Origin of the sequence: Candidatus Colwellia aromaticivorans (genome assembly GCF_003333305.1) — a bacterium.
In the GTDB taxonomy this organism is placed as follows: Bacteria; Pseudomonadota; Gammaproteobacteria; order Enterobacterales; family Alteromonadaceae; genus Colwellia; species Colwellia aromaticivorans.
Map to the genome: position 1 here is coordinate 1 of NZ_QOLD01000066.1, position 22,408 is coordinate 22,408.

Genomic DNA, 22,408 nt, shown 5'->3' on the forward strand with positions numbered 1-22,408 from the left:
AAACAGGCGTTCTCGCTTCTTATTACTGATCAAAGTGATGAGAAATAGTAAATTGCATGAGCCGTATACGAGGTCCGTACGTACGGTTCTGTGAGAGGGATGAGGCATGAGCCTCACCCTACTCGATTTTGCCGGTAAAACGTAGTAAAAATATCAGCTGCATTATTTTTTATAGTTCTCTTTGTACTTCCTGCTGCATTTCCTTTTCTATCCCCTTTACCGTAATGGGTTAAAGTTCATCAATAGGCTATAGGCGCGATTATTTTATTTCAAATGAATTAATTGTATAAACTAAAAAGTGCACTATATTTTAATTAGTCTCTATTAAGGATGATTATGCAAGTATTGTACATAATAGTAGGGGTAACTTCGTTCTTAGTTGGTGTTTTAATCACTTCGATTGATTACACGCACTTTGGTTATATCTTTGTTCCTTGTCTTGTTCTGATGGCGATATTGGTTATAGAAATCAACATTCGCAATAAAAATATTAGAGCTCTTTTTATTGCTGACATTAAAAGCATAAAATTTGAGTTAAACCAGATAGAAAAGGTTTGTGGTATAAGCATATTATCACTGATGGTGTCACCATTTTTTTATATGCTCCTAATTTCAACTTTTGGTTTATAGCCCGATAAAAATAGCCAAATAAACATCCCCGGGGCAAGCCCTTCTGCTAACGTTAAATAGTCGTTCAGTTATTTTTACAAAATAGTGTCAACAGACTATTCATATGGCCTTACATCGTTTTTATAAAGCGGTTGAGGCCATTTTTACCAAACCGAATTGATTTTATTCTTCTCTTTATCAATTTCTGGACCTACCAAGCGTTCCCAAAGTAAAATACCTGCTTTTTTTTCTACTATTGATGTTATTACTTGAAAAGATTCAATTGAATCATCAGTTGGTTCATTAGGGAAAACAAAACTCCACATTTTAAGTTTTCCCGTGGATGTTTCCGCTAGGATAGATTTGAAATATTCATGTGGAACCGGCAGGGTTACGTTATTATTATCTTTGATACCAATAGTCGATATTGATCGATCAAAGTTAAATATAGGGCCACTAATGACATAGGTTTCTAATACATCATCTAGAGAATCAAGCTTTCTAACTTCACTTTCTAAATTTTTCCATATACCGCGATTAAATTGAGGTTTTTGAGGGGACATATTTGAAAGTAAGAATGTTTCGCTGTTTTGAATTTCTGTATCTCGCAAATCAGCACTAGCAACTAAATGACCTCTGTCATGACCTGAGCCACGGTAATCCTGGTTATCTGCTCTAAACATCTTAGGAATACGATAATCAGACCTAAAATTATCCATGCGATCTACCGTAGTAATATCTTGTTTATTTGGATCTATTATTTCTAATGCCCATTTAGCTTGTCTAAAATAATATGAATAGCCAACCACATAATGTCGGTTAAATAGAATTTGATCTGCGGCAGGCATACCGTAGCGTGTTTCACGCTTAAGACTTGGTAAATCAATCATTGTCACATTCCTCGTGATTTATTAGAGCTTTCCGTACTGCTTAATCAACACAGCAATCCATTACTTACCTTACTAAGAATAGGTTACGACTACCAGTGTATTTTTTGTTCAATTTAACGTTTGAGAGGGAGGTTTTTTAATGCATTTTAAAGCGTTATGGGATTGAGGAATAACAAAGGTTTTAATTAGGATCCTTTGTTTTTAATTCATCATTGTTTAAGTCTTCTACGAATATTGCTTACAAATTTTGTCATAATCAACATAGGAGAATAGATACTTCAAATACACTTTTTAATAGGTGTTATACCAATCTCACTAACTATGTGATCATTTCTACTTGTTAAAACGACCAACTACTTCGTTATTTATTTAATAATTAACGCTGCATGGATGCAGCTTATTAGACAATGCAGGAGCATATTGTCCTGAACAACTAGTTATTGAAATAAACGCCTTGTATTTGACCGCTTTTCCTACGTATAAAATAGATCACCTAATTAATGAAACTGGTATTATTTAAATATCTGCAATAATTAATATGTTCGCTATTAATCTTCATCAGTAAATAATAATTAGAGACGCTAACTAAAGAAGATTTTTGTTGCTACCAGTAATAACGCAACACCGGTAACTTTTTCAATGACATTGGTGTTTTTTTTGAGTTTATCAATCATTTTTGACTGTGAAAATACTAGAGCAATTAGGCAATACCAAAGTGTATCGATGCCTCCAACCGTAAGCACCATAATCATTTTTTGTTGCCATAATGAACTTTCATTAATGAACTGGCTAAATAGTGCTAAAAAGAAAAGGGCTAATTTCGGATTTAAAAAGGCGATCATGAACCCTTCATAGGCACTTTTCTTAAATGATGGTTGGTCTATATTGGCTATCTGTCCACTCGATGTTGATTTGGTTGTAAGTGCTTTGAATGACAACCAAAGCAAAAAAGCAATGCCTGAGTATCTTATCAAGTTAAATAACCAAGGTGTTTCTTTGATAATTATTGCCATGCCAAGTACAGTTAATACGGCATATATGCTTACACCTAATCCATGAAACACGCTAGCATAAACTCCATTTTTTCGACTACCTGATATAGTATGTTTTAATACCACAGCAAGACTTGGACCTGGAGTCATAGCGCCTAGGATGCATATTGATGCAAGTGATAGCCAATGCAATAATTCCATCAATTTTCCAGCAAAGTAGAGATAACAGTTAAGGTTATTAAAATAGCAAATAAACCTAGAGTTATATACCTTAAACAGACAATTTTATTGAGTTTAACACTCAGTTACATCACATAAATCAGTAATTAACATTCAACATGACGACCACATAACAGTTAAATTATCTACCCAAGCAATAAAATATTAAGCGGTACGCTTTATATTAAGCTGCATTTGCTTATTTCAGTTTGGGGCTGGCTACTACGCAAAGAAGAGACTAACTTGATGAATAGCTAACGTCATCATAGTGGCAATTTTTAGAATTTTAAATTATTTCGACAATATTTGTTTCTAGCGACTCAGTTACCCTAAAGAATAACCAGTAACTAAATGAGCGTTAGGATGGGTGTATGAGCTTGTCATTAACGATGGTTTATCTCTACATAGTTGACTATGAGATAATATTAAAAGTGGTTTAAGTAAACCTTTAGTCTTCAGTCTTGTCTTTAAAATCACATAAATCTTCAATAATGCATGAGCCGCACTTTGGTTTTCTAGCAGTACAAGTATAGCGTCCGTGCAAAATGAACCAATGGTGTAAATTGAACATGAACTCTGTTTTGTTAGGCGTGTTTTTTATGATTGCTTGTTCTGTTTGTTCAACCGTTTTACCTTTAGCATAACCAGTGCGGTTTGCAAGCCTTTGGATATGAGTGTCGACTGCTAGAAAGTATCTACCTTCATTATCTTTTAGCCAACCAAAGGCTGTGTTTAACACTACATTGGCAGTTTTTCTACCAACCCCTGGTAGAGCTTCTAATGCTTCCCTGTTTTCAGGTACTTCACCGCCATGTAAACTAACCAGCATCTGACAGGTTTTTAGGGTGTTTTTTGCCTTGGTATTAAATAGGCCGATCGTTTTTACATAGGAAATTAATCCCTCAAGACCTAAATCTAATAGTGCTTGTGGTGTGTTAGCTACAGGGTAGAGTTTAGCTGTTGCTTTATTGACTCCCACATCGGTTGATTGAGCTGAAAGTAATACCGCAATCAGTAATTCAAATGGCGAGCTAAAGTTTAACTCTGTTGTTGGCTCAGGATTATTGTCACGAAGTCTGGTTAATATTTCTAAACGTTTTTTTTTGTTCATTTTTATTATTCACTATGTTGTTCTTCGTGATATATACCCAATAGTCTGTTGATATTTGCTCTTAGTAACCAGTCACTTGTAAACTCGCTGCTAAATTTCTATGAATCAAAATTCACTCTTATTCGCTCAATGGCTTTGTCTGATTTTTTAGGTTGGCGCTGTTTAATGTATGAATCAATGGCATTTTTAAGCGCAATGATAAAGCCCATGGCAATAAATGCACCAGGAGGTAAAATGGCTAGTAAAAATTGGCTATCTAAGTGAATAACTTCAATGCGTAAAACGGTTGCCCAATCGCCTAATAATAAATTAGCGCCGTCAAAGAGTGTTCCTTGCCCTAAAACTTCCCGTATGGCTCCGAGCACAATAAGTACTAAAGCGAAACCTAACCCCATCATTAAGCCATCAAAACTTGCTTGTTTTATCGGGTTTTTAGAAGCATAGGCTTCGGCGCGACCGATAATGGCACAGTTGGTAACGATTAAAGGTAAGAATATGCCCAGTGATTGGTAGATGCCGTAAGTATAAGCATTCATTAATAATTGCACGCAAGTCACAAAAGATGCAATGATCAAAACAAAAATGGGGATGCGAATTTCTTTAGGCACCCAGTGACGAATAGCAGATACCGTGGTATTTGAACACACGAGTACTAATAAGGTGGCAAGCCCTAAGCCTAAAGCATTAGTAACGGTAGCGGTCACCGCAAGTAATGGACAAAGCCCTAATAATTGTACTAATCCGGGGTTGTTTTTCCATAATCCTTGTATGGCTAATTCTTTGTATTCATCTTTATTGTCTTGTTTAGCTAAAGTAAGTGCTGCTTCATCAGGTGCTACAGTATCAGTTAACTCAGTATCATCATTTATTGTTGGTAATTTTGTCTCTGTTTTAGTGCTCATTGTTTACCTCACTTGTTATTTGAGCTCTGTTGTTTTCGTTAAGACAAATATTAGGACGTGTTAACAGTGAATGTTTGTTGTCTTTAAAATAAAGTAGCGTTTTTCTCACGGCTTTAACAACTGCACGTGGCGTGATGGTGGCACCAGTAAATTGATCAAATACGCCATTGTCTTTAGTGACAGCCCAACGGTTATCATTTTCAGATAATAACTTCTTGCCTGTAAAGCTATTGATCCAATTACTTTTTCTTAATTCAACGTCATCCCCTAAACCAGGCGTTTCTTGATGCTTTAATACGCGAACACCACTGACAGTGTCGTCCATATTTATGGCAACAATTAGTTCTATATTGCCATTGTAACCATCAGGTGCAGTGCTTGTCATCGCAATAGCAATTGCTTGGTTATCTTGTCGAGCAATGTAAGCGGTTTGCATTTTTTTGTCGTTTGTTGCATTGCCAAGTAGTGTAGAGCTGAGACTTACGCAATCTTGGGTAATATCATTATTATAACGACTTGGTTCAATAATGCTGTGTAAGGTATTTAAAAGTTGTAACTGCTCCTGTGCTTTGATTTTATCTGAAGTCAATTCATTTACTAAGCCAAGAATTGCGGTACAAACGATAGCAAATATAGCAAGTATCTGACTGTTTTTTTGCACGGGTAAACGATAGCTATCGCTATCTTTGTGAGGCTGCATCGTCATTATTTAGCCTCCCCTTGTTTTTCTTTTGTTTGGTGGCCATAAGTGCGAGGGCGAGTGTATTGATCAATTAAAGGTGCTGCCATATTACATAATAAAACTGCAAAAGCGATCCCATCAGGGTAGCCACCAAAGGTTCGGATCAAATAAACTAACAACCCTGCTAAAGCGCCAACGATCAATCTACCTTTAGTACTGGTAGCACCCGTTACAGGGTCGGTTAAAATAAAGAAAGCCCCTAACATGCAGCCGCCAGATAACCAATGAAACATAGTCGATGCGCTACTGTCAGGGCTGATACTGTAAGCAATAAAGGAACAAATAAATAAGCTTAATAAAAAGCTCAAGGGTGTTTGCCAAGCAATGGCTTTCTTCGCTATTAGCACCAGGCCACCAATGAAAAAAGCGGCATTTATCCATTCCCAACCTAAAGAGAAATGTTCACCGAAAACGCTATTTTCCATACTCTCAAATACTGTAAGACCTAAGCCAGTATTTGTTTTTAAAGTATCTAATGGTGTTGCCATAGTAAAACCGTCAACACTAGTTCGTAGTTGTTGTACTGAATAACCTTCTTTAGTGAAATCGGTAAAAATGACACTTAAGGTGTTAGCCAAGTCTAAGTCGATAGTCATTAAAGCTAGTGGTGGTTGCCATGAAGTCATTTGCAAAGGAAATGAGATCAAAAGCATTACGTAAGCAGCCATCGCAGGATTGAATGGATTATGTCCTAAGCCACCATAAAGTTGCTTAACCACTACAACAGCAAACACAGCACCAATGATTGAAATCCACCATGGAGCTATAGCAGGCAAACAAATCCCAAGTAATATTGCTGTTAATATGGCACTTCCATCAAAAAGTTGCTTGCGGATATTTTTCTTATTTCGTAATGATAAGACGATAAATTCACAAAATAATACGGTAGTAATCGCTAGCAGAATATGAATGATATTACCCCAGCCAAAGAAGTACCATTGCGCAAAAATGCCAGGTAAAACCGCATATATTACTAAACGCATCAAAGCAGAGGTTTCTGCTTTACTGTGATTATGGGGTGAGCTTGCTATCCAAAATGCCATAATTATGTCGATTTTTCACTGTTAGTTGTAGATGCTTGTTGTGCTTCATCCATTATTCTAAGTTTAGCTTTTGCTTTTGCTTTAGCTACGGCTGCAGCAATACGAGCCTTTTTGTCATTAGCTGAAGTTGGAGTCTTTGTTGTTTTTTCGCTAGGTGTTTCTTGCATTGTTTCTTTTGAAAGTGTTTTTCCTACAGCAGAGGATTGCTTTTCTTGTGCCTTTTTAGCCTTTGCTTTCGCAACAGCAGCTGCAATTCGCGCCTTTTTATCATTAACAACTTTATTTTGAGTTTCCTCATTAGTCACTGGTGATGTTTTTGTTTCTTCTTTAACATCTTGCGCATTGCTAATTGCTACGGGTGACTCTGTGTTTTGCTCTTTAGCCAGTCTTTTGGCTTTGGCTCTTGCAATCGCCGCTTTTACTTGTGATTTTTCAGTTTGTTCATGGCCACTGGTTACAACGTTACTTGTTACGGGTGACTCAGAGCTTTGCTCTTTAGCCAGTCTTTTAGCTTTGGCTCTTGCAATCGCCGCTTTTACTGGTGAGTTTTCAACTTGTTCATTGTTATCTGATTTTTCACTACTGGTTGCAGACAACTCAGTACTTTTGTTTTCAGCGGCTTTCTTTGCTTTTACTCGAGCAAGCGCTGCAGCTACTGCAGAGCTTGCTGTACCACCATCCGCCGATTTTTTATTCATTGTTGCTTTACGGGCAGCAGCGGCTTTTTCATGTTTTTCTTGGCGAGCTATTTTTTCTTGCCCTAAGCGAAGTTTTCTTGCTTCAAAACGTGCTTTTGCTTTCTCTGCTTTTATATCAAGCTGTTGTTGTTGGCGTATTTCAGCTTTGGCAACGCGATAATATTGTACTAAAGGAATTTGACTCGGGCATACATAGGCACAAGCACCACAGTCAATACAATCAAATAAATTAAGTTGCATTAATTGTTGATGATCTTTTGCTTTTGCGCTCCACTGTAATTCTTGAGGCAACAATTGACTTGGGCATACATCAGCACATTGACCACAGCGAATACACTCAACCTCATTAGAATTATTGTCAAAGGCGCTAGGCATCTCTACCTTACTTGGCGCTAAAATGCAGTTACTTGTTTTAACTATGGGGACTTGCTCATTTAAAATGCTAAAACCCATTAATGGCCCACCCATAATCACTGGGGGACTTGGCTGTGCTGAGTTAAGGCTAGATGTTGGCTCACCAACCTCACTGACAAAACCGGCTTGGTCAAGTAAGTAACTAACTTGTGTTCCTAATAAAGCCCAGACATTTTGAGGTTTTGAGAAAGCGCTACCCGTTAAGGTGACTACACGGCGAATAAGAGGAATGTCATTGATGACCGCATCGCTGATGGCAAAACAGGTTGCAACATTTTGCATCACAATACCCGAATTAATAGGTAAAGTAGCGCTGTGAACTTCTTTGCCTGTTAATATTTTTATTAATTGCTTTTCACCACCAGTGGGATATTTAGTCGCTAGCACACAGACTTTGATTTTTTCAATGTGTTTAGTCGCTTGTTGTAACGCTTTTATTGCTTGTGGCTTGTTATCTTCAATACCGATTAAAATAAAAGCTGGGTTAAGTAATTGGTCAAGTATTTTTATACCATCAACAATGGCTTCACTTTGTTCACACATTAATAAGTCATCTGCCGTAATGTAAGGTTCACATTCAGCAGCATTGATTATTAGAAAGTTGATATCTGGTTTTGTATTCACTTTAATATGAGTAGGGAAACCAGCACCGCCCATACCAGCAATACCTGCATCGGCAATTTTTTTAATAATTTGTTGGCGATTTAACTTGGTGAAATCTTGACAAATTTCTCGTGCTTTCCATGTGTCTTCGCCGTCTACATCTATAAATAAGCATAATTCACTTAAACCCGAAGGGTGAGCGATAACGGATTTTTTAATTGCACTAATCGTTCCACTCGTTGGCGCATGTACGGGTACAGCCATAGGATTATAGCTTTGAGTGAGAGCCTGTCCTTTAAGTACTTTGTCGCCAACGTTAACAAGTAAGTCACCTTGGCGACCGATATGCTGTTGTAACGGTAAAATTAACTGTTTAGGTAATGGAAGATGTTTAATGGGTTTGCCTGAGGTTATTGCCTTTTGCTCAGGTGGATGAATACCGCCATGAAAATGCCAGAGTTTACCTTGGTTGATGCGTTCAATAATAGATTCCATGGGGTTATACTCTCCTAATTTACTTGCTTCACAGCAATTTTATTCAAATCCCACTGCCAATTCTGAATGGTTTCAGGAGTTGGTCGCATTTCAATACAATCAACAGGACACGGAGCAACACATAAGTCACAACCGGTGCACTCGTCAATAATTATGGTGTGCATTTGTTTTGCTGCACCTAATATTGCATCAACAGGGCAAGCTTGGATGCATTTAGTACAGCCAATACAATCTTCTTCAATGATAAAAGCTACTTTGGGTCTATTACTTTGTGACGAATCATCTTGTTCATGATTGTCATCTACAGGCTGAACATCAACACCAAGCAAGTCAGCAATTTTTTTAATTGTGTCTTCTCCGCCGGGTGCGCATTTATTAATAGCTTCACCATTAGCAACTGCTTCAGCATAAGGTTTACAACCTGGGTAACCACATTGGCCACATTGTGTTTGTGGAAGTAACGCATCAAGCTGCTCAACAATTGGATCACCTTCAACATGAAACCGTACTGACGCATAACCAAGCAAAGCGCCAAATAATGCAGAAATAACACCTAAAACGAGTATGGCAATTAAAATATTCATTATTATACTCATGTTACCTCGAAATACTCGTTTCAGCGAGAATTAAAAGGCTTAGAGGCAAGGCATTGATTGAAGATAATGATTGCTCTCTTATTGAAATAAATAACGCAGCATACAAGCCTTTTAAACTCGCCCTGAGGGGATGGCTGAGCAAACTATGCTCTGCGTTGCACCTTTTTTTAAGGAAGCAACCATTAATAAAAAGATGCGTCTTGATCATGGATCGCTCAGACATCCTGAAATAGACATTTTGAAGTATCATGAGTATATTTCTGCCTTAAATTTTAACTAAGCCTGCAAAGCCCATAAAGGCTAAAGACATTAGGCCAGCAGTAATCATTGCAATAGCCGCTCCTTTAAAAGGTGTCGGCACATCTGCATTAGTTAATTTTTCTCTCATGGCTGAAAACATAATTAGCACCAAAGAAAAACCAACCGCAGCACCAAATCCATAAATAATGGATTCAAAGAAATTATGCTGCAATCTAAGGTTTAATAAAGCAACACCAAGAACGGCACAATTGGTGGTGATTAATGGGAGAAAAATACCTAGTAAACGATAAAGACTGCTACTTGTTTTATGAACGACCATTTCGGTAAATTGGACTACGACGGCTATGACTAAAATGAAACTCATCGTGGTTAAATATTCAAGATTCAAAGGTACTAATATATAGGTGGTAACGAGATAACTCAGCAAAGAAGCTAAGGTCATTACAAAGGTAGTTGCAAATGACATACCTATGGCTGTTTCCGTGCGTGAAGATACCCCCATAAAAGGGCACAAACCAAGGAATTGCACCAGTACAAAGTTGTTCACCAGTACAGTGCCTATAAGCAGTAGAGCGTAATCAGTCATTTGCGTTATATGTTATGATGTTAATTATTAAAAAACTGTCAGTATTATCCTTTTTTTTCTTACATATAACAACACTAGTGTGGATAGGGTTATTGTTTTTATTTACTTTGCTTGATAAAAACAAACATTCATGTTCGGGCTTTAAAGTAAATAGTTTTGATTAGACAGCTACAACGGTGCTGGTTTACCAATATAAAACCCTTGGCAACCATCAATAAATAACTTTTCTAACATATGTTTTTCTTCTTGGCTTTCAACACTCTCAGCTAATACATTAATACTTAATCTATGGGCTAAATCTACCATTAGGCGTAAGAAATATTGATTGTTTTTATCATCGTCAATATCTCGAGTGTAAGAGCTATCCATTTTTATATAATCAGGCGTTAAATCTCTAAAAAATTTAAATGAGGTTAAACCAACACCGAAACGCTCAACAGTAATTCGTGAACCAACACGGTGTAACATATCGATTAGACGTTTACTTGTTTTGATATTTTGTTGTAAACCGTACTCTGTTATTTCAAAAATTAATAGTGGGGCAACTTTAGGTTCACGTAATAGTTTACGTTCTAGCCAAATAATAAAGTGTTCATCACTAATACTTCGAGCGCTAATGTTTATACCAAAGCTATGCATAAACATGTTTTTGTTAATAATTTGATTAATTGCTGTTTCGATAATAAGCCTATCAACAGCAGTAATTTTATCAAGTTTTTCAGCCATAGCGATAAAAGACGCGGTAGGAAGCATTTCATCATTCGAATTAAGGAAACGAGCTAATATTTCACCATAAACCTTATTATTTCTACCATTAGGCTGAATCGGTTGTAGTAATAAAGTAATCCGCTGATTTTCTAGCACACTATCTATTTCTTGGCGCCAATTTTGGTTGCCGTAGTTAACAGTATTTTTTTGTAATATATCGGTATCTTTTTGTGAATACCAAGAGTTAGAGCTTTGAGTTTGGGCAACACTCACTCCGGTATCAGCAAAAGCAAGTAATTCACCTAAAGGTTTAGATTTATCAAAACGTACTAAACCAGAATAGGCTACAGAATCTAGATCTGACTCTTGCTGATACTTATTAAATAATAGGGTTAATTCACTGGTAAATTTTTCTGCCTCTTTTAACTCGATATTTGGTAAAATGCAGGCGAAGTCTGAACTATTTAATCTAAAAATATTAGCGTCTGAGTATTCTGAAAGAGCCTTTTTAATAAGGTTAGCGACATGCGATATATAATTATCGCCTTCTTTGTAACCATGAATCTGATTTATAGTTTGTAATTCTGAGCAGCGAATTATGATCAAGACACCAAATTGTACCGGACTTTCCTGAACTACTTGATTTTCATAAAATTGCACAAAGCGGTTACGATTATCAATTTTAGTTAAATGGTCAACATAGGCTTCTTTTTCTAAAGCAATGGTATTTTCTATTTGTTTTGTCATTAGCTCTTTGATGTCGCTGATACCTTGTTTAAGCTCGGGTATTTCTAATATATCGCAATCAAAACCTGATTTTTCTGTGTCAGATTTATTGGGATGATTAATTAAAGCAAGATCATTTTTTATTTGTTGACTAATTATTTTAAATACTGCTTTATGCCTTTTATTACTCATTGTTGCAGCAAAAACGACTAAAGAAGATGAGAGAACAATAGAAAATAAAATAAAGCTAACAACTAAAATATATTCACCTGAAAAATCAAGCTGATATTCGACATTTAATCCTAACTGCTCGGCTTCATGATTTTTAGACTTTGGTGCGGTCAAAGGTAAAGTTAAACCAGTATCAGAATTTTTATAGTTAAATAAATTTTCACCGGCTTTGTTAGTTATTATTAAAACGTTGTAATTTGTGGCTTGCTGGAGTGCTTTTGCAATACCTTTAGCAGTGCCTATATTATCATTAGCTGTTACAGCACCATCTGTTGTTATAGACTGTTTAGTCAATACACTAATTACTTTACTATGCTGCGTAGCTTTATCTTCAAGTAATGAAGAAAGCATTGATAAAGAAAGTGCACTAATACATATAATAAAAATCAATGATAAAATTGCATTTCTTAATAATAATTGGGGAAATGTATACATGTCGAGTTAAATTGCTCCGCAAAAAATTAACCGCACTAATTTGAAACTAATTGAATTAATGTCAGCACCTATAAAAGTGTTTATAGCACGATTGTTTACGCTATACTAACTGATTGTAAAGCATAAGTTAATTTTTACCATTAATTCTAGTATTGTAAACCACGCCAATTACTTATTCTTTTACTATATTGTCTATTCAGGCTTGCGCTTATGGCTTTGTCGCTATATAATTCGCGGTGCTCAATTTATGCTTGTAGGCAAAATTAAGTACGTAGCAAGATGTCACTGAGGATTTACCTATTTTAGTGGGTAACTCTATTCTTGTTGCTAGTACTAATAGTAAACCTAATACGGTGATGCTATTTGTATGGGGTCAGTGATAGGCCCCGCGTAAGGGGCTTTTTTGTTTATGGTGTTAGATTAACAAATCACTGTATGCAAAATATACAGCAAAATAACGCTGGGCTATAAGCCCTTTTTTTGTACCTAAAATTTTATTTTAAAAGAAATAGTTAACTAATTCTTAGCTCTTTCTTCATCCTAACAGGAGAAAACGATTGGCTAAATTTGAACAAAAATTAACTGACATGCTTCGCCCCGCTGTGGCTGAAACAGGTAAAGAATTACTCGGTGTTGAGTTTATCAGTGCGGGTAATAATTCAGTTTTACGTTTGTTTATTGACCATGAGAATGGTATCAATGTCGATGATTGTGCAGAAGTAAGTCGTCAAGTTGGCGCTATTTTAGATGTAGAAGATCCAATAAGTAGTGAATATAATTTAGAAGTTTCATCCCCTGGCGTTGATAGACCGTTATTTGAATTAGCGCATTTTAAAACAGTGGTTGGTGAAACGGTCAATGTGAAATTATCGATGCCATTAAATGGTCGTCGAAAATTTAAAGGCACTTTAGTTGCCATAGAAAATGACACATTAATAGTAACTGTAGATGGCATAGATTACGAACTTGTTATCAATAATGTAGACAAAGCAAACCTTGTCGCGAAACTTTAGAAAAAATTAAGTAACAAATATATATTTAAGTTTAATAGCAGTAGTTGTTTAGCTTCTAGCCATATAATTTAATTTACAGGACAAAACGCAGGCTGACTTAAGTCAAACTGTTAATTGGACGAATAAGTTGGTTTATACGGCAACAAGATAAATAGTTACCTAAAAAGTAAGGCTAAAGAAACATGAGTAAAGAGATATTACTGGTTGTTGATGCTGTATCAAATGAAAAGGCATTACCCCGTGAAAGTATTTTTGAAGCAATGGAAACTGCTTTAGAAACTGCGACCAAGAAAAAATATGATGGCGATATTATCGTTCGTGTTTGTATTGATCGTATTACCGGTGAATTTGACACTTTTCGCCGTTGGTTAATCATTGCAGACAGCGATGAGCCTATGGAAAATCCTTACGCTGAAATTAGTTTAGCGGCCGCTCAATATGAGGATCCTGAATTAAATGTGGGTGATTATTCTGAAGATCAAATTGAATCAGTTACCTTTGATCGCGTAACTACGCAAACCGCTAAGCAAGTTATTGTACAGAAGATTCGTGAAGCTGAGCGCGCTTTAGTTGTTGATGCATACCAAGATCAAGTCGGTGAGTTAGTTACCGGTGTAGTGAAAAAATCTAGTCGTGAAAGCGTTATTTTAGATTTAGGTAATAATGCTGAAGCGATTATTTATCGTGATGACATGTTACCGCGCGAAACATTTCGTCCTGGTGATAGAGTGCGTGGTTTATTATATGAAATTAAACCTGAAGCACGTGGCGCACAATTATTGGTGAGCCGTACCAAACCTGAAATGTTAATTGAGCTATTTCGTGTTGAAGTGCCAGAAATTGGCGAAGAAATGTTAGAAATTAAAGGCGCAGCACGCGATCCTGGTTCACGCGCTAAAATTGCTGTTAAAAGCAACGACAAACGCATTGATCCTGTTGGTGCTTGTGTGGGTATGCGTGGTTCACGTGTACAAGCCGTTTCGGGTGAATTAGGCGGTGAACGTGTTGATATCGTGTTATATGACGACAATGTTGCTCAGTATGTAATTAACGCTATGTCCCCTGCAGAAGTTGCTTCAATTATTGTTGATGAAGACAAAGGCACGATGGATATTGCCGTTGAAGAAGGTAACTTAGCTATGGCCATTGGCCGTAGTGGTCAAAACATTCGTTTAGCAAGTCAGTTAACTGGCTGGGAACTAAATGTAATGACTGTTGCTGATATGAAAGAAAAGCATCAAGCAGAGAATGATAAAGTATTAAATTTATTTATCGAAAAGTTAGATCTTGATGAAGATTTCGCTACATTACTATCTGATGAAGGTTTCACTTCATTAGAAGAAATAGCTTATGTGCCAGCAGAAGAAATGCTTAAAATTGATGGTTTGACTGAAGAAATTGTTGAAGAGCTAAGAGAACGAGCTAAAGAAGCGTTAACGACACAAGCACTTGCTAGTGAAGAAACGTTAGAGGGCGCAGAGCCCGCTGCTGATTTATTAGCGCTTGACGGTTTAGAACGTCATTTAGCATTCGTTTTAGCAAGTCGTGGTGTGAAAACACTAGAAGACTTAGCTGAACAAGGCATTGATGAAATAAGCGATATTGAAGAATTAACTGAAACCAAAGCGGGCGAGCTAATTATGGCTGCACGTAACATTTGTTGGTTTAACGAAGAATAATTAACACCGGGAGAATAGTGTAAATGGCAGATATAACTGTAGCAGAGCTTGCCAACGAAATAGGTACACCGGTGGAGCGTTTAGTGAGCCAATTGGCTGACTCAGGCGTGAATAAATCGGCAACCGATGCTATTTCGCAAGACGAAAAAGAAGCGTTGTTAGGACATTTGAAAAAGCAACATGGCGATAACTCAGCCGCAAAGCCGAGCAAATTAACGCTAAATCGTAAAACTAAGTCTACATTGACTATGGGACACGGTAGTAAAGCTAAATCGGTTAATGTTGAAGTACGTAAAAAACGTACTTACGTGAAACGTAGCGAGCTAGAAGAACAACAAATTGCCGAAGCAGCAGAAAAAGCCGAAGCAGAAGCAACAGCAAAAGCAGATGCGTTAGCATTAGTGAAAGCAGAAGCAGCAGCGAAAGAAGCTGAAAATGCTAAAGCGGTAGCGGTAGCAAAAGCCGAAGTTGAAGCTGAGCGTAAAGCAGCAGCTAAAATTGAAGCAGCAGAAAAAGCCAAACAAGTGGCTGCTGATAAAGCGAAGAATCCTGATAAAGCACCTGTTGCTAAAGTTGAAGAAACAGAAGAAGCCAAACGACTTCGTTTAGCACAAGAGCAAGAAGTAGCGGCTAAAATTGAAGCAGAAGCTAAAGAAGCGGCAGAAGCGGCTAGAAAATTAGCGGAAGAAAATGAATCGCGCTGGAAAGAACAAGAAGAAGAGCGTAAAGCGAAAGAAAAAGAAGTCGTTCATGTTACTTCTTCTAAATATGCGCAAGAAGCTGAAGATAAAGTTGATGCTGCTGATGAAGGCGCAGGCCGTCGTCGTAAGAAGAAAAAATCTTCAACAGATAAAAATGCCCGTGGCGGACGTAATGCCCGTGGCGGACGTAAGCAAACATTATCTGCACCACAAAGTTTAAAACATGGCTTTACTAAGCCAGTTGAAACTAAATTAAATGATATTCGCATTGGTGAAACTATTTCTGTTGCTGAACTAGCTAATAAAATGGCTAAGAAAGGCGCTGAAGTTGTTAAAGTGATGTTTAAATTAGGTGCAATGGCAACCATTAACCAAGTAATTGACCAAGAAACAGCAGCTTTAGTTGCTGAAGAAATGGGCTTTGAAGTGGTGTTAGTTAAAGAGAATGCCTTAGAAGAAGCGGTACTAGCTGATCGTAGTCATACTGGTGAAGCGGTAACTCGTGCGCCAGTTGTGACTATCATGGGTCACGTTGACCATGGTAAAACATCACTACTTGATCACATTCGTGAAGCGAAAGTAGCTGACGGTGAAGCGGGTGGTATTACTCAGCATATCGGTGCTTATCATGTGGAAACAGGTCATGGCATGATCACATTCTTAGATACTCCAGGACATGCTGCCTTTACGTCAATGCGTTCACGTGGTGCTAAAGCAACTGATATTGTTATCATTGTTGTTGCCGCTGATGATGGTGTAATGCCACAAACAATTGAAGCAATTCAACATGCGAAAGCGTCAGATGCACCAATTATCATTGCCGTAAACAAGATGGATAAAGAAAGCGCTGATCCAGATCGTGTTAAAAGTGAATTGTCACAACACGATGTGCTTTCAGAAGAGTGGGGCGGTGATGTTCAATTCTGTCATGTTTCAGCTAAAACTGGTTTAGGTATTGAAGAACTACTTGATGCTATATTGTTACAATCTGAAGTATTAGAGCTAACTGCTGTTGTTGATAAAATGGCAAGTGGTGTTGTGGTTGAGTCTAAATTAGATAAAGGCCGTGGCCCAGTAGCAACCGTACTGGTACAAGAAGGTACTTTAAAGCAAGGTGATATTGTACTTTGTGGTTTAGAGTATGGCCGTGTACGAGCTATGCGTGATGAAAACGGCAAAACGATTCAATCAGCAGGCCCTTCAATTCCCGTTGAGGTTATTGGCTTAAGTGGTGTACCTATTTCAGGTGATGAAGCAACGGTTGTTAAAGATGAGAAAAAAGCGCGTGAAGTCGCGTTGTTCCGTCAAGGTAAGTTCCGTGATATTAAGCTGGCTCGTCAACAAAAAGCTAAGTTAGAAAACATGTTTGCTAGTATGGCCGAAGGCGAAATATCAGAAGTTAACGTAGTCATTAAATCTGATGTTCAAGGCTCACTTGAAGCAATCTCTGATTCACTATTGAAACTTTCTACAGATGAAGTGAAAGTGAAAATTGTTGGTTCAGGTGTTGGTGCTATCACTGAAACTGATGCAACATTAGCTGCCGCTTCTAATGCCATCGTTGTTGGTTTTAATGTTCGTGCAGATGCTTCTGCTCGTAAAGTGATTGAATCAGAAAACATCGACTTACGTTACTACAGTGTTATCTACGCTTTAATCGATGAAGTTAAACAAGCGATGAGCGGTATGTTAGCGCCAGAATTCAAGCAAGAGATCATTGGTCTTGCTCAAGTTCGTGATGTATTCAAATCACCTAAAATTGGCGCAATTGCTGGTTGTATGGTTACTGAAGGTATTATCAAGCGTTCAGCACCAATTCGTGTATTGCGTGAAAACGTGGTTATTTACGAAGGTGAACTTGAATCACTACGTCGCTTTAAAGACGATGTACAAGAAGTTCGTAACGGTATTGAATGTGGTATCGGTGTGAAGAACTACAATGATGTACGCGTAGGCGACCAAATCGAAGTTTTCGAAACCGTAGAAATTAAACGTACGCTGTAACTTTATATCTTTGCTAATGTCATCGATAGCGGCATTGGAAGTACTCATTGACATTCGTCAACTCCGTGCATCCGCTTTGCTTTCGAAGTCATTAGCTTCAATCTAAAGCAACAGATAGTAGAATATTTTACTACAATTATATTAAAGGGACTGATGTCCCTTTTTTGTTAATAGATAGTCAGTTTCAAGAGAAAGATAAGAGAAAAATTATGGCTAGAGAATACGCCCGTACTGACCGAGTAGGTCAGCAAATCCAAAAAGAAATCGCGATTATTTTAATGCGCGAAATTAAAGATCCGCGCTTAAGTATGACGACAGTATCCGCTGTGGAAGTTACTCGCGATTTAGCTTATGCAAAAGTATTTGTCACTTTCTTTAATGACAATGCTGACGAAATTAAAGCGTCACTTGAAGTATTAGCTGATGCAGAAGGCTATATTCGCTCATTATTAGGAAAGCGATTACGTGCGCGTATTATGCCGCATTTACGTTTTGTTTATGATAGTTCAATGAGTGAAGGCGTTCGTATGAGCGCCTTAGTTGATCAAGCCGTCGCCAGTGATAAAAGTACTGATTCGCAAGCAGACGATGAATCAAATGATGATAGTGAGCAGGGTGAGTCATAAATGGCTAAACGTAGAAAAGGTCGCCAAATTAATGGTGTTCTGTTACTAGATAAGCCGCATGGTTTGTCATCAAATCATGCCTTACAAACTGTAAAACGACTTTATTTTGCTCAAAAAGCAGGTCACACGGGGGCATTAGATCCTCTGGCAACAGGTATGTTACCCATTTGTTTAGGTGAAGGGACTAAGTTTTCACAGTACTTACTTGATACAGATAAAACTTATCAAGTAACGGCAAAACTTGGTATCCGTACCACGACCAGTGATGCAGGCGGTGAAGTTGTTAGCGAAAAGAAAGTGACTGTTTCGAATGATCAATTGACACAAGCACTTGATACTTTTAGAGGAACAACGCAGCAAGTACCGTCAATGTACTCTGCACTTAAACATCAAGGTAGACCCTTGTATAAATATGCCCGAGAAGGCATTGAAGTACCTCGGGAATCACGTGATATTACCGTTTTTTCTTTAGAGCTATTGCGTTTTGAGCACGATGAAGTTGAACTGAATATACACGTATCTAAAGGTACTTATATTCGAACGATTATTGATGATTTAGGTGAGCTATTGGGCTGTGGTGCACATGTGTCTAATTTGAGACGGTTAGCCGTAGGCAGTTACCCTATTGAAAAAATGGTCACCTTGCCTGAATTAGAAGCCTTATTAGAACAAGCTATCGAACAAGATATCACACCATCAGAATTACTCGACCCATTGTTACTTCCGATGCAAAGTGCAGTAACGGGTATGCCAGTGGTTTATGTTGATGATGTGTCAGCTAATTTCCTACGTCATGGTAACCCAGTACGAGCCTATAAAGCGCCGGCAGAAGGAAGTATTCAGGTCTATCTTGGTGAAGATGAACATGATGAAAATGCTGAGTTTATTGGTGTTGGCTTCATTAATGACGATGGCCAATTAGCGCCGAAACGCATTGTTGTAGTATAGCTTTTAATCAACTACTGAGGTTTCAGGGGTACTTGATATTTAACCCCCCTAATATTTATAACAAGTGTATAGATTTTTAGTTGCATTTTAGCTGCGCCCTGATAGAATACGCGCTCTTTCGTTACCTACGCTGAATTAGTGTTTGGCACAGGTAGAATTTTAATAACTCAAACTAATGTTTATTCATAGAATTGAGTTTACACACTAAGGATTTATTATGTCTTTAAATGCTACAGAAAAAGCAGCAATCGTTGCAGAATATGCTCAAAAAGAAGGTGATACAGGTTCACCAGAAGTACAAGTTGCTTTGTTAACTACACAAATCAACCATTTACAAGGTCACTTCAAAGAGCACATCCATGATCACCATTCACGTCGTGGTTTATTACGTATGGTTGCACAACGTCGTAAATTACTAGATTACTTAAACGGTAAAAACGTTGAACGTTATACTGCGTTAATCGGTAAATTAGGTCTACGTCGTTAATCATTTGTTTAATCAAATGATATGAAAAAGGAGCCATTGGCTCCTTTTTGCTTTTCTACTGTTTAATTTTTAAAAATTAACCCTATCTGTATTAATTAGGTCTTTAGCTAAAAAAATTTGCGACAATAAATTGATCTTTTTTGTACTAATACGATAGTAACTCCCCATTCTAACTAGCAAATAGTGCTCAGGGTAGTATAATACGCCTGCTTAATAATATCGTCATACAAGGTCGATAGTATTTAGCCCGTAAATAATCAATCAAACTGTATAATTTTTTGTTCCACTTAACGGTTAAATAATATTGTTTAAGTGAATAAATAATTGTACAGATTGATTAATATAATTAAGTAAATATTAAGGAAACATAGTAAATGTTTAATCCAGTAACTAAGAAATTTCAATACGGTAAGCATACCGTAACACTTGAAACGGGTAACATTGCTCGTCAAGCGACTGCTGCTGTTATGGCAAGCATGGACGATACTTGTGTACTCGTCTCTGTTGTTGCAAAAAAAGAAGCTAAACCAGGTCAAGATTTTTTCCCGTTAACAATAAACTATCAAGAGCGTACTTACGCTGCAGGTAAAATTCCAGGTAGTTTCTTTAAACGTGAAGGTCGTCCTTCAGAAGAAGAAACACTTATTGCCCGTTTAATTGACCGTCCACTTCGTCCATTATTCCCTGAAGGATTCACGAACGAAGTTCAAGTAATTATCACTGTTGTTTCAGTTAACCCAGAAATTGCCCCTGATATTATTTCATTGATTGGTGCTTCTGCAGCACTTGCTATTGCCGGTGTACCATTTAGTGGTCCAGTAGGTGCAGCACGTGTTGGCTATACTGATGGTCAATACATTCTTAACCCACTTCAATCTGAATTACCAGCAAGTCAATTAGACTTAGTTGTTTCAGGTACAGACTCTGCCGTATTAATGGTTGAATCAGAAGCGGATGTTTTATCTGAAGAAGTAATGCTTGGCGCTGTAGTATATGGTCATGAGCAAATGCAAGTAGCTGTTTCAGCGATTAAAGAAATGAAAGCTGAAGTTAACACGCCTTCATGGAACTGGGAAGCGCCAGTTAAAAATGCTGAATTGCTTGCTAAAATTGCTGAGCTTTCTGAAAGCCAAGTAAATGAAGCTTACCAAATTACAGAAAAAGCAGTTCGTTATGAAAAAATTAGAGAAATCCGTAACTCAGTAATTGAAACGTTATTAGCTCAAGATGCTGAACTTGACGTTCAAGATGCTAAAGATTTATTTCATGATTTAGAGAAAACAGTGGTACGTGGTCGTATTACTGATGGCAACCCTCGTATTGATGGTCGCGATCCTGAATCGATTCGCGCATTAGACGTGATGACTGGCGTGTTACCAAGGACTCATGGCTCTGCTGTATTTACACGTGGTGAGACTCAAGCATTAGTAACTGCTACGCTTGGTACTCAACGTGATGCACAACGTATTGACAGTATCTTAGGTGAGAAAACTGATGCATTTATGCTTCATTACAACTTCCCTCCATACAGTGTTGGTGAAACTGGCTTTGTTGGCTCTCCTAAGCGTCGTGAAATTGGTCATGGTCGTTTAGCAAAACGCGGTATGTTAGCGGTTATGCCTACTGTTGAAGAATTCCCGTACGCTGTACGTGTTGTTTCTGAAATTACTGAATCAAACGGTTCATCTTCAATGGCTTCTGTTTGTGGTACTTCACTGGCACTGATGGATGCTGGTGTACCAATTAAAGCGTCTGTTGCCGGTATTGCAATGGGTCTTGTTAAAGAAGGCGAAAAATTCGTTGTTCTTTCTGATATCTTAGGTGATGAAGATCACTTAGGTGATATGGACTTTAAAGTTGCCGGTACTACTGGCGGTATTACTGCATTGCAAATGGATATCAAGATTGAAGGTATCACGCAAGAAATTATGCAAATTGCGTTAAACCAAGCAAAAGCGGCTCGTACTCATATCTTATCTGTAATGGATGAAGCGATTGCAGGTCACAGAGAAGACATTTCTGAATTTGCACCGCGCATTCATACACTTAAAGTTAGCCAAGATAAAATTCGTGATATTATCGGTAAAGGTGGCGCAACAATTCGTCAACTTACTGAAGAAACAGGTACTACGATTGAAATTGATGACGATGGCACAGTTAAAATTGCTGCAACATCTGGCGAGCAAGCAGAAGATGCGATTAATCGTATTAAAGCATTAACGGCTGAAATTGAAGTAGGTACACTTTACACAGGTAAGGTTGTTCGTATCGTTGATTTCGGTGCATTTGTTAATGTATTACCAGGTAAAGATGGTTTAGTACATATTTCACAAATCTCTGAAGAGCGTGTTAATAACGTAAGTGACGTGCTTAAAGAAGGTCAAGACGTGAAAGTTAAAGTACTCGAAGTTGACCGTCAAGGCCGTGTACGTTTAAGTATTAAAGAAGCTATTGAAAAGCCAGCTGTAGCAACTCCAGCAGCTGAGTAATAGTTTTTATACTAATAACTAAATGATTTATAATTTAGTCTAATACCAATTTGATTAAATTTCTTCCTAACTCAGAGCTATGCTCGATGTTTAATAACAAGGCAAATTTGTTTAGATCTAGTCACTCTAAATCAAATAAATTTAACGATGTTAGTGGGCATCTAGCAAGCTCCCAAAGGGCGAGTTTAAAAAGCTTACAT

The 22,408-nt window shown here is 37.6% G+C and carries 17 protein-coding genes; 7 read left to right on the forward strand and 10 right to left on the reverse strand.

Going from position 1 to position 22,408, the window contains the following annotated elements; all coding sequences use genetic code 11:
• Nucleotides 1-773: 773 nt before the first annotated feature.
• The 10 genes from DWA31_RS09960 to DWA31_RS10010 form a co-directional block, all read right to left on the reverse strand.
• Entirely contained in the window at nt 774-1,499 is a 726-nt protein-coding gene (locus DWA31_RS09960; protein ID WP_114326440.1) for a DNA/RNA non-specific endonuclease, read from the reverse strand.
• Nucleotides 1,500-2,080: 581 nt separating this feature from the next.
• The gene (locus DWA31_RS09965) at nt 2,081-2,692 is read right to left on the reverse strand and encodes a LysE family translocator (RefSeq protein ID WP_114326441.1); all 612 of its coding nucleotides are present in this window, start codon (nt 2,690-2,692) and stop codon (nt 2,081-2,083) included.
• A gap of 466 nt (nt 2,693-3,158) precedes the next feature.
• Nucleotides 3,159-3,821: an endonuclease III gene (gene nth, locus DWA31_RS09970; RefSeq protein WP_114326442.1), complete on the reverse strand. Its 663-nt coding sequence runs from the start codon at nt 3,819-3,821 to the stop codon at nt 3,159-3,161.
• A gap of 98 nt (nt 3,822-3,919) precedes the next feature.
• On the reverse strand, nt 3,920-4,723 hold the full coding sequence (locus tag DWA31_RS09975) for an electron transport complex subunit E (protein WP_114326443.1): 804 nt from the start codon (nt 4,721-4,723) through the stop codon (nt 3,920-3,922).
• Nucleotides 4,713-5,429, reverse strand: coding sequence for an electron transport complex subunit RsxG (gene rsxG, locus DWA31_RS09980; protein ID WP_245942578.1), 717 nt, complete (start codon nt 5,427-5,429; stop codon nt 4,713-4,715). The genes DWA31_RS09975 and rsxG overlap by 11 nt, the downstream gene beginning before the upstream one ends.
• A complete protein-coding gene (gene rsxD / locus DWA31_RS09985) occupies nt 5,429-6,508 on the reverse strand; it encodes an electron transport complex subunit RsxD (protein ID WP_114326444.1) in 1,080 nt (359 codons plus the stop codon). Before rsxD ends, rsxG begins: the two co-directional genes overlap by 1 nt.
• Before the next feature lie 2 nt (nt 6,509-6,510).
• A complete protein-coding gene (rsxC, locus tag DWA31_RS09990; protein WP_114326445.1) occupies nt 6,511-8,718 on the reverse strand; it encodes an electron transport complex subunit RsxC in 2,208 nt (735 codons plus the stop codon).
• Nucleotides 8,719-8,732: 14 nt separating this feature from the next.
• Nucleotides 8,733-9,302 (reverse strand): electron transport complex subunit RsxB, encoded by a 570-nt coding sequence (gene rsxB / locus DWA31_RS09995; protein WP_114326446.1) that lies wholly within the window; start codon nt 9,300-9,302, stop codon nt 8,733-8,735.
• A 277-nt stretch (nt 9,303-9,579) separates the two neighbouring features.
• A complete protein-coding gene (gene rsxA, locus DWA31_RS10005; RefSeq protein ID WP_114326448.1) occupies nt 9,580-10,161 on the reverse strand; it encodes an electron transport complex subunit RsxA in 582 nt (193 codons plus the stop codon).
• Nucleotides 10,162-10,329: 168 nt separating this feature from the next.
• On the reverse strand, nt 10,330-12,261 hold the full coding sequence (locus tag DWA31_RS10010) for an EAL domain-containing protein (protein ID WP_114326449.1): 1,932 nt from the start codon (nt 12,259-12,261) through the stop codon (nt 10,330-10,332).
• Between the two features lie 557 nt (nt 12,262-12,818).
• On the opposite strand from DWA31_RS10010, the gene rimP reads away from it, so the two are divergent.
• The 7 genes from rimP (at nt 12,819) to pnp (ending at nt 22,208) form a co-directional block, all read left to right on the forward strand.
• The gene (rimP, locus tag DWA31_RS10015) at nt 12,819-13,274 is read left to right on the forward strand and encodes a ribosome maturation factor RimP (RefSeq protein WP_114326450.1); all 456 of its coding nucleotides are present in this window, start codon (nt 12,819-12,821) and stop codon (nt 13,272-13,274) included.
• 182 nt (nt 13,275-13,456) lie between these two features.
• Nucleotides 13,457-14,953, forward strand: a complete 1,497-nt coding sequence (gene nusA, locus DWA31_RS10020) for a transcription termination factor NusA (RefSeq protein ID WP_114326451.1) — start codon at nt 13,457-13,459, stop codon at nt 14,951-14,953.
• 23 nt (nt 14,954-14,976) lie between these two features.
• Nucleotides 14,977-17,658: a translation initiation factor IF-2 gene (infB, locus tag DWA31_RS10025; protein WP_114326452.1), complete on the forward strand. Its 2,682-nt coding sequence runs from the start codon at nt 14,977-14,979 to the stop codon at nt 17,656-17,658.
• 209 nt (nt 17,659-17,867) lie between these two features.
• Complete coding sequence (gene rbfA / locus DWA31_RS10030) at nt 17,868-18,284, forward strand: 30S ribosome-binding factor RbfA (RefSeq protein ID WP_114326453.1); 417 nt, start codon at nt 17,868-17,870, stop codon at nt 18,282-18,284.
• Nucleotides 18,285-19,232, forward strand: coding sequence for a tRNA pseudouridine(55) synthase TruB (gene truB, locus DWA31_RS10035; RefSeq protein WP_114326454.1), 948 nt, complete (start codon nt 18,285-18,287; stop codon nt 19,230-19,232). It abuts the gene before it with no gap.
• Between the two features lie 217 nt (nt 19,233-19,449).
• Complete coding sequence (gene rpsO / locus DWA31_RS10040) at nt 19,450-19,719, forward strand: 30S ribosomal protein S15 (RefSeq protein ID WP_114326455.1); 270 nt, start codon at nt 19,450-19,452, stop codon at nt 19,717-19,719.
• Between the two features lie 374 nt (nt 19,720-20,093).
• Nucleotides 20,094-22,208: a polyribonucleotide nucleotidyltransferase gene (pnp, locus tag DWA31_RS10045; protein WP_114326456.1), complete on the forward strand. Its 2,115-nt coding sequence runs from the start codon at nt 20,094-20,096 to the stop codon at nt 22,206-22,208.
• Nucleotides 22,209-22,408: the final 200 nt, after the last annotated feature.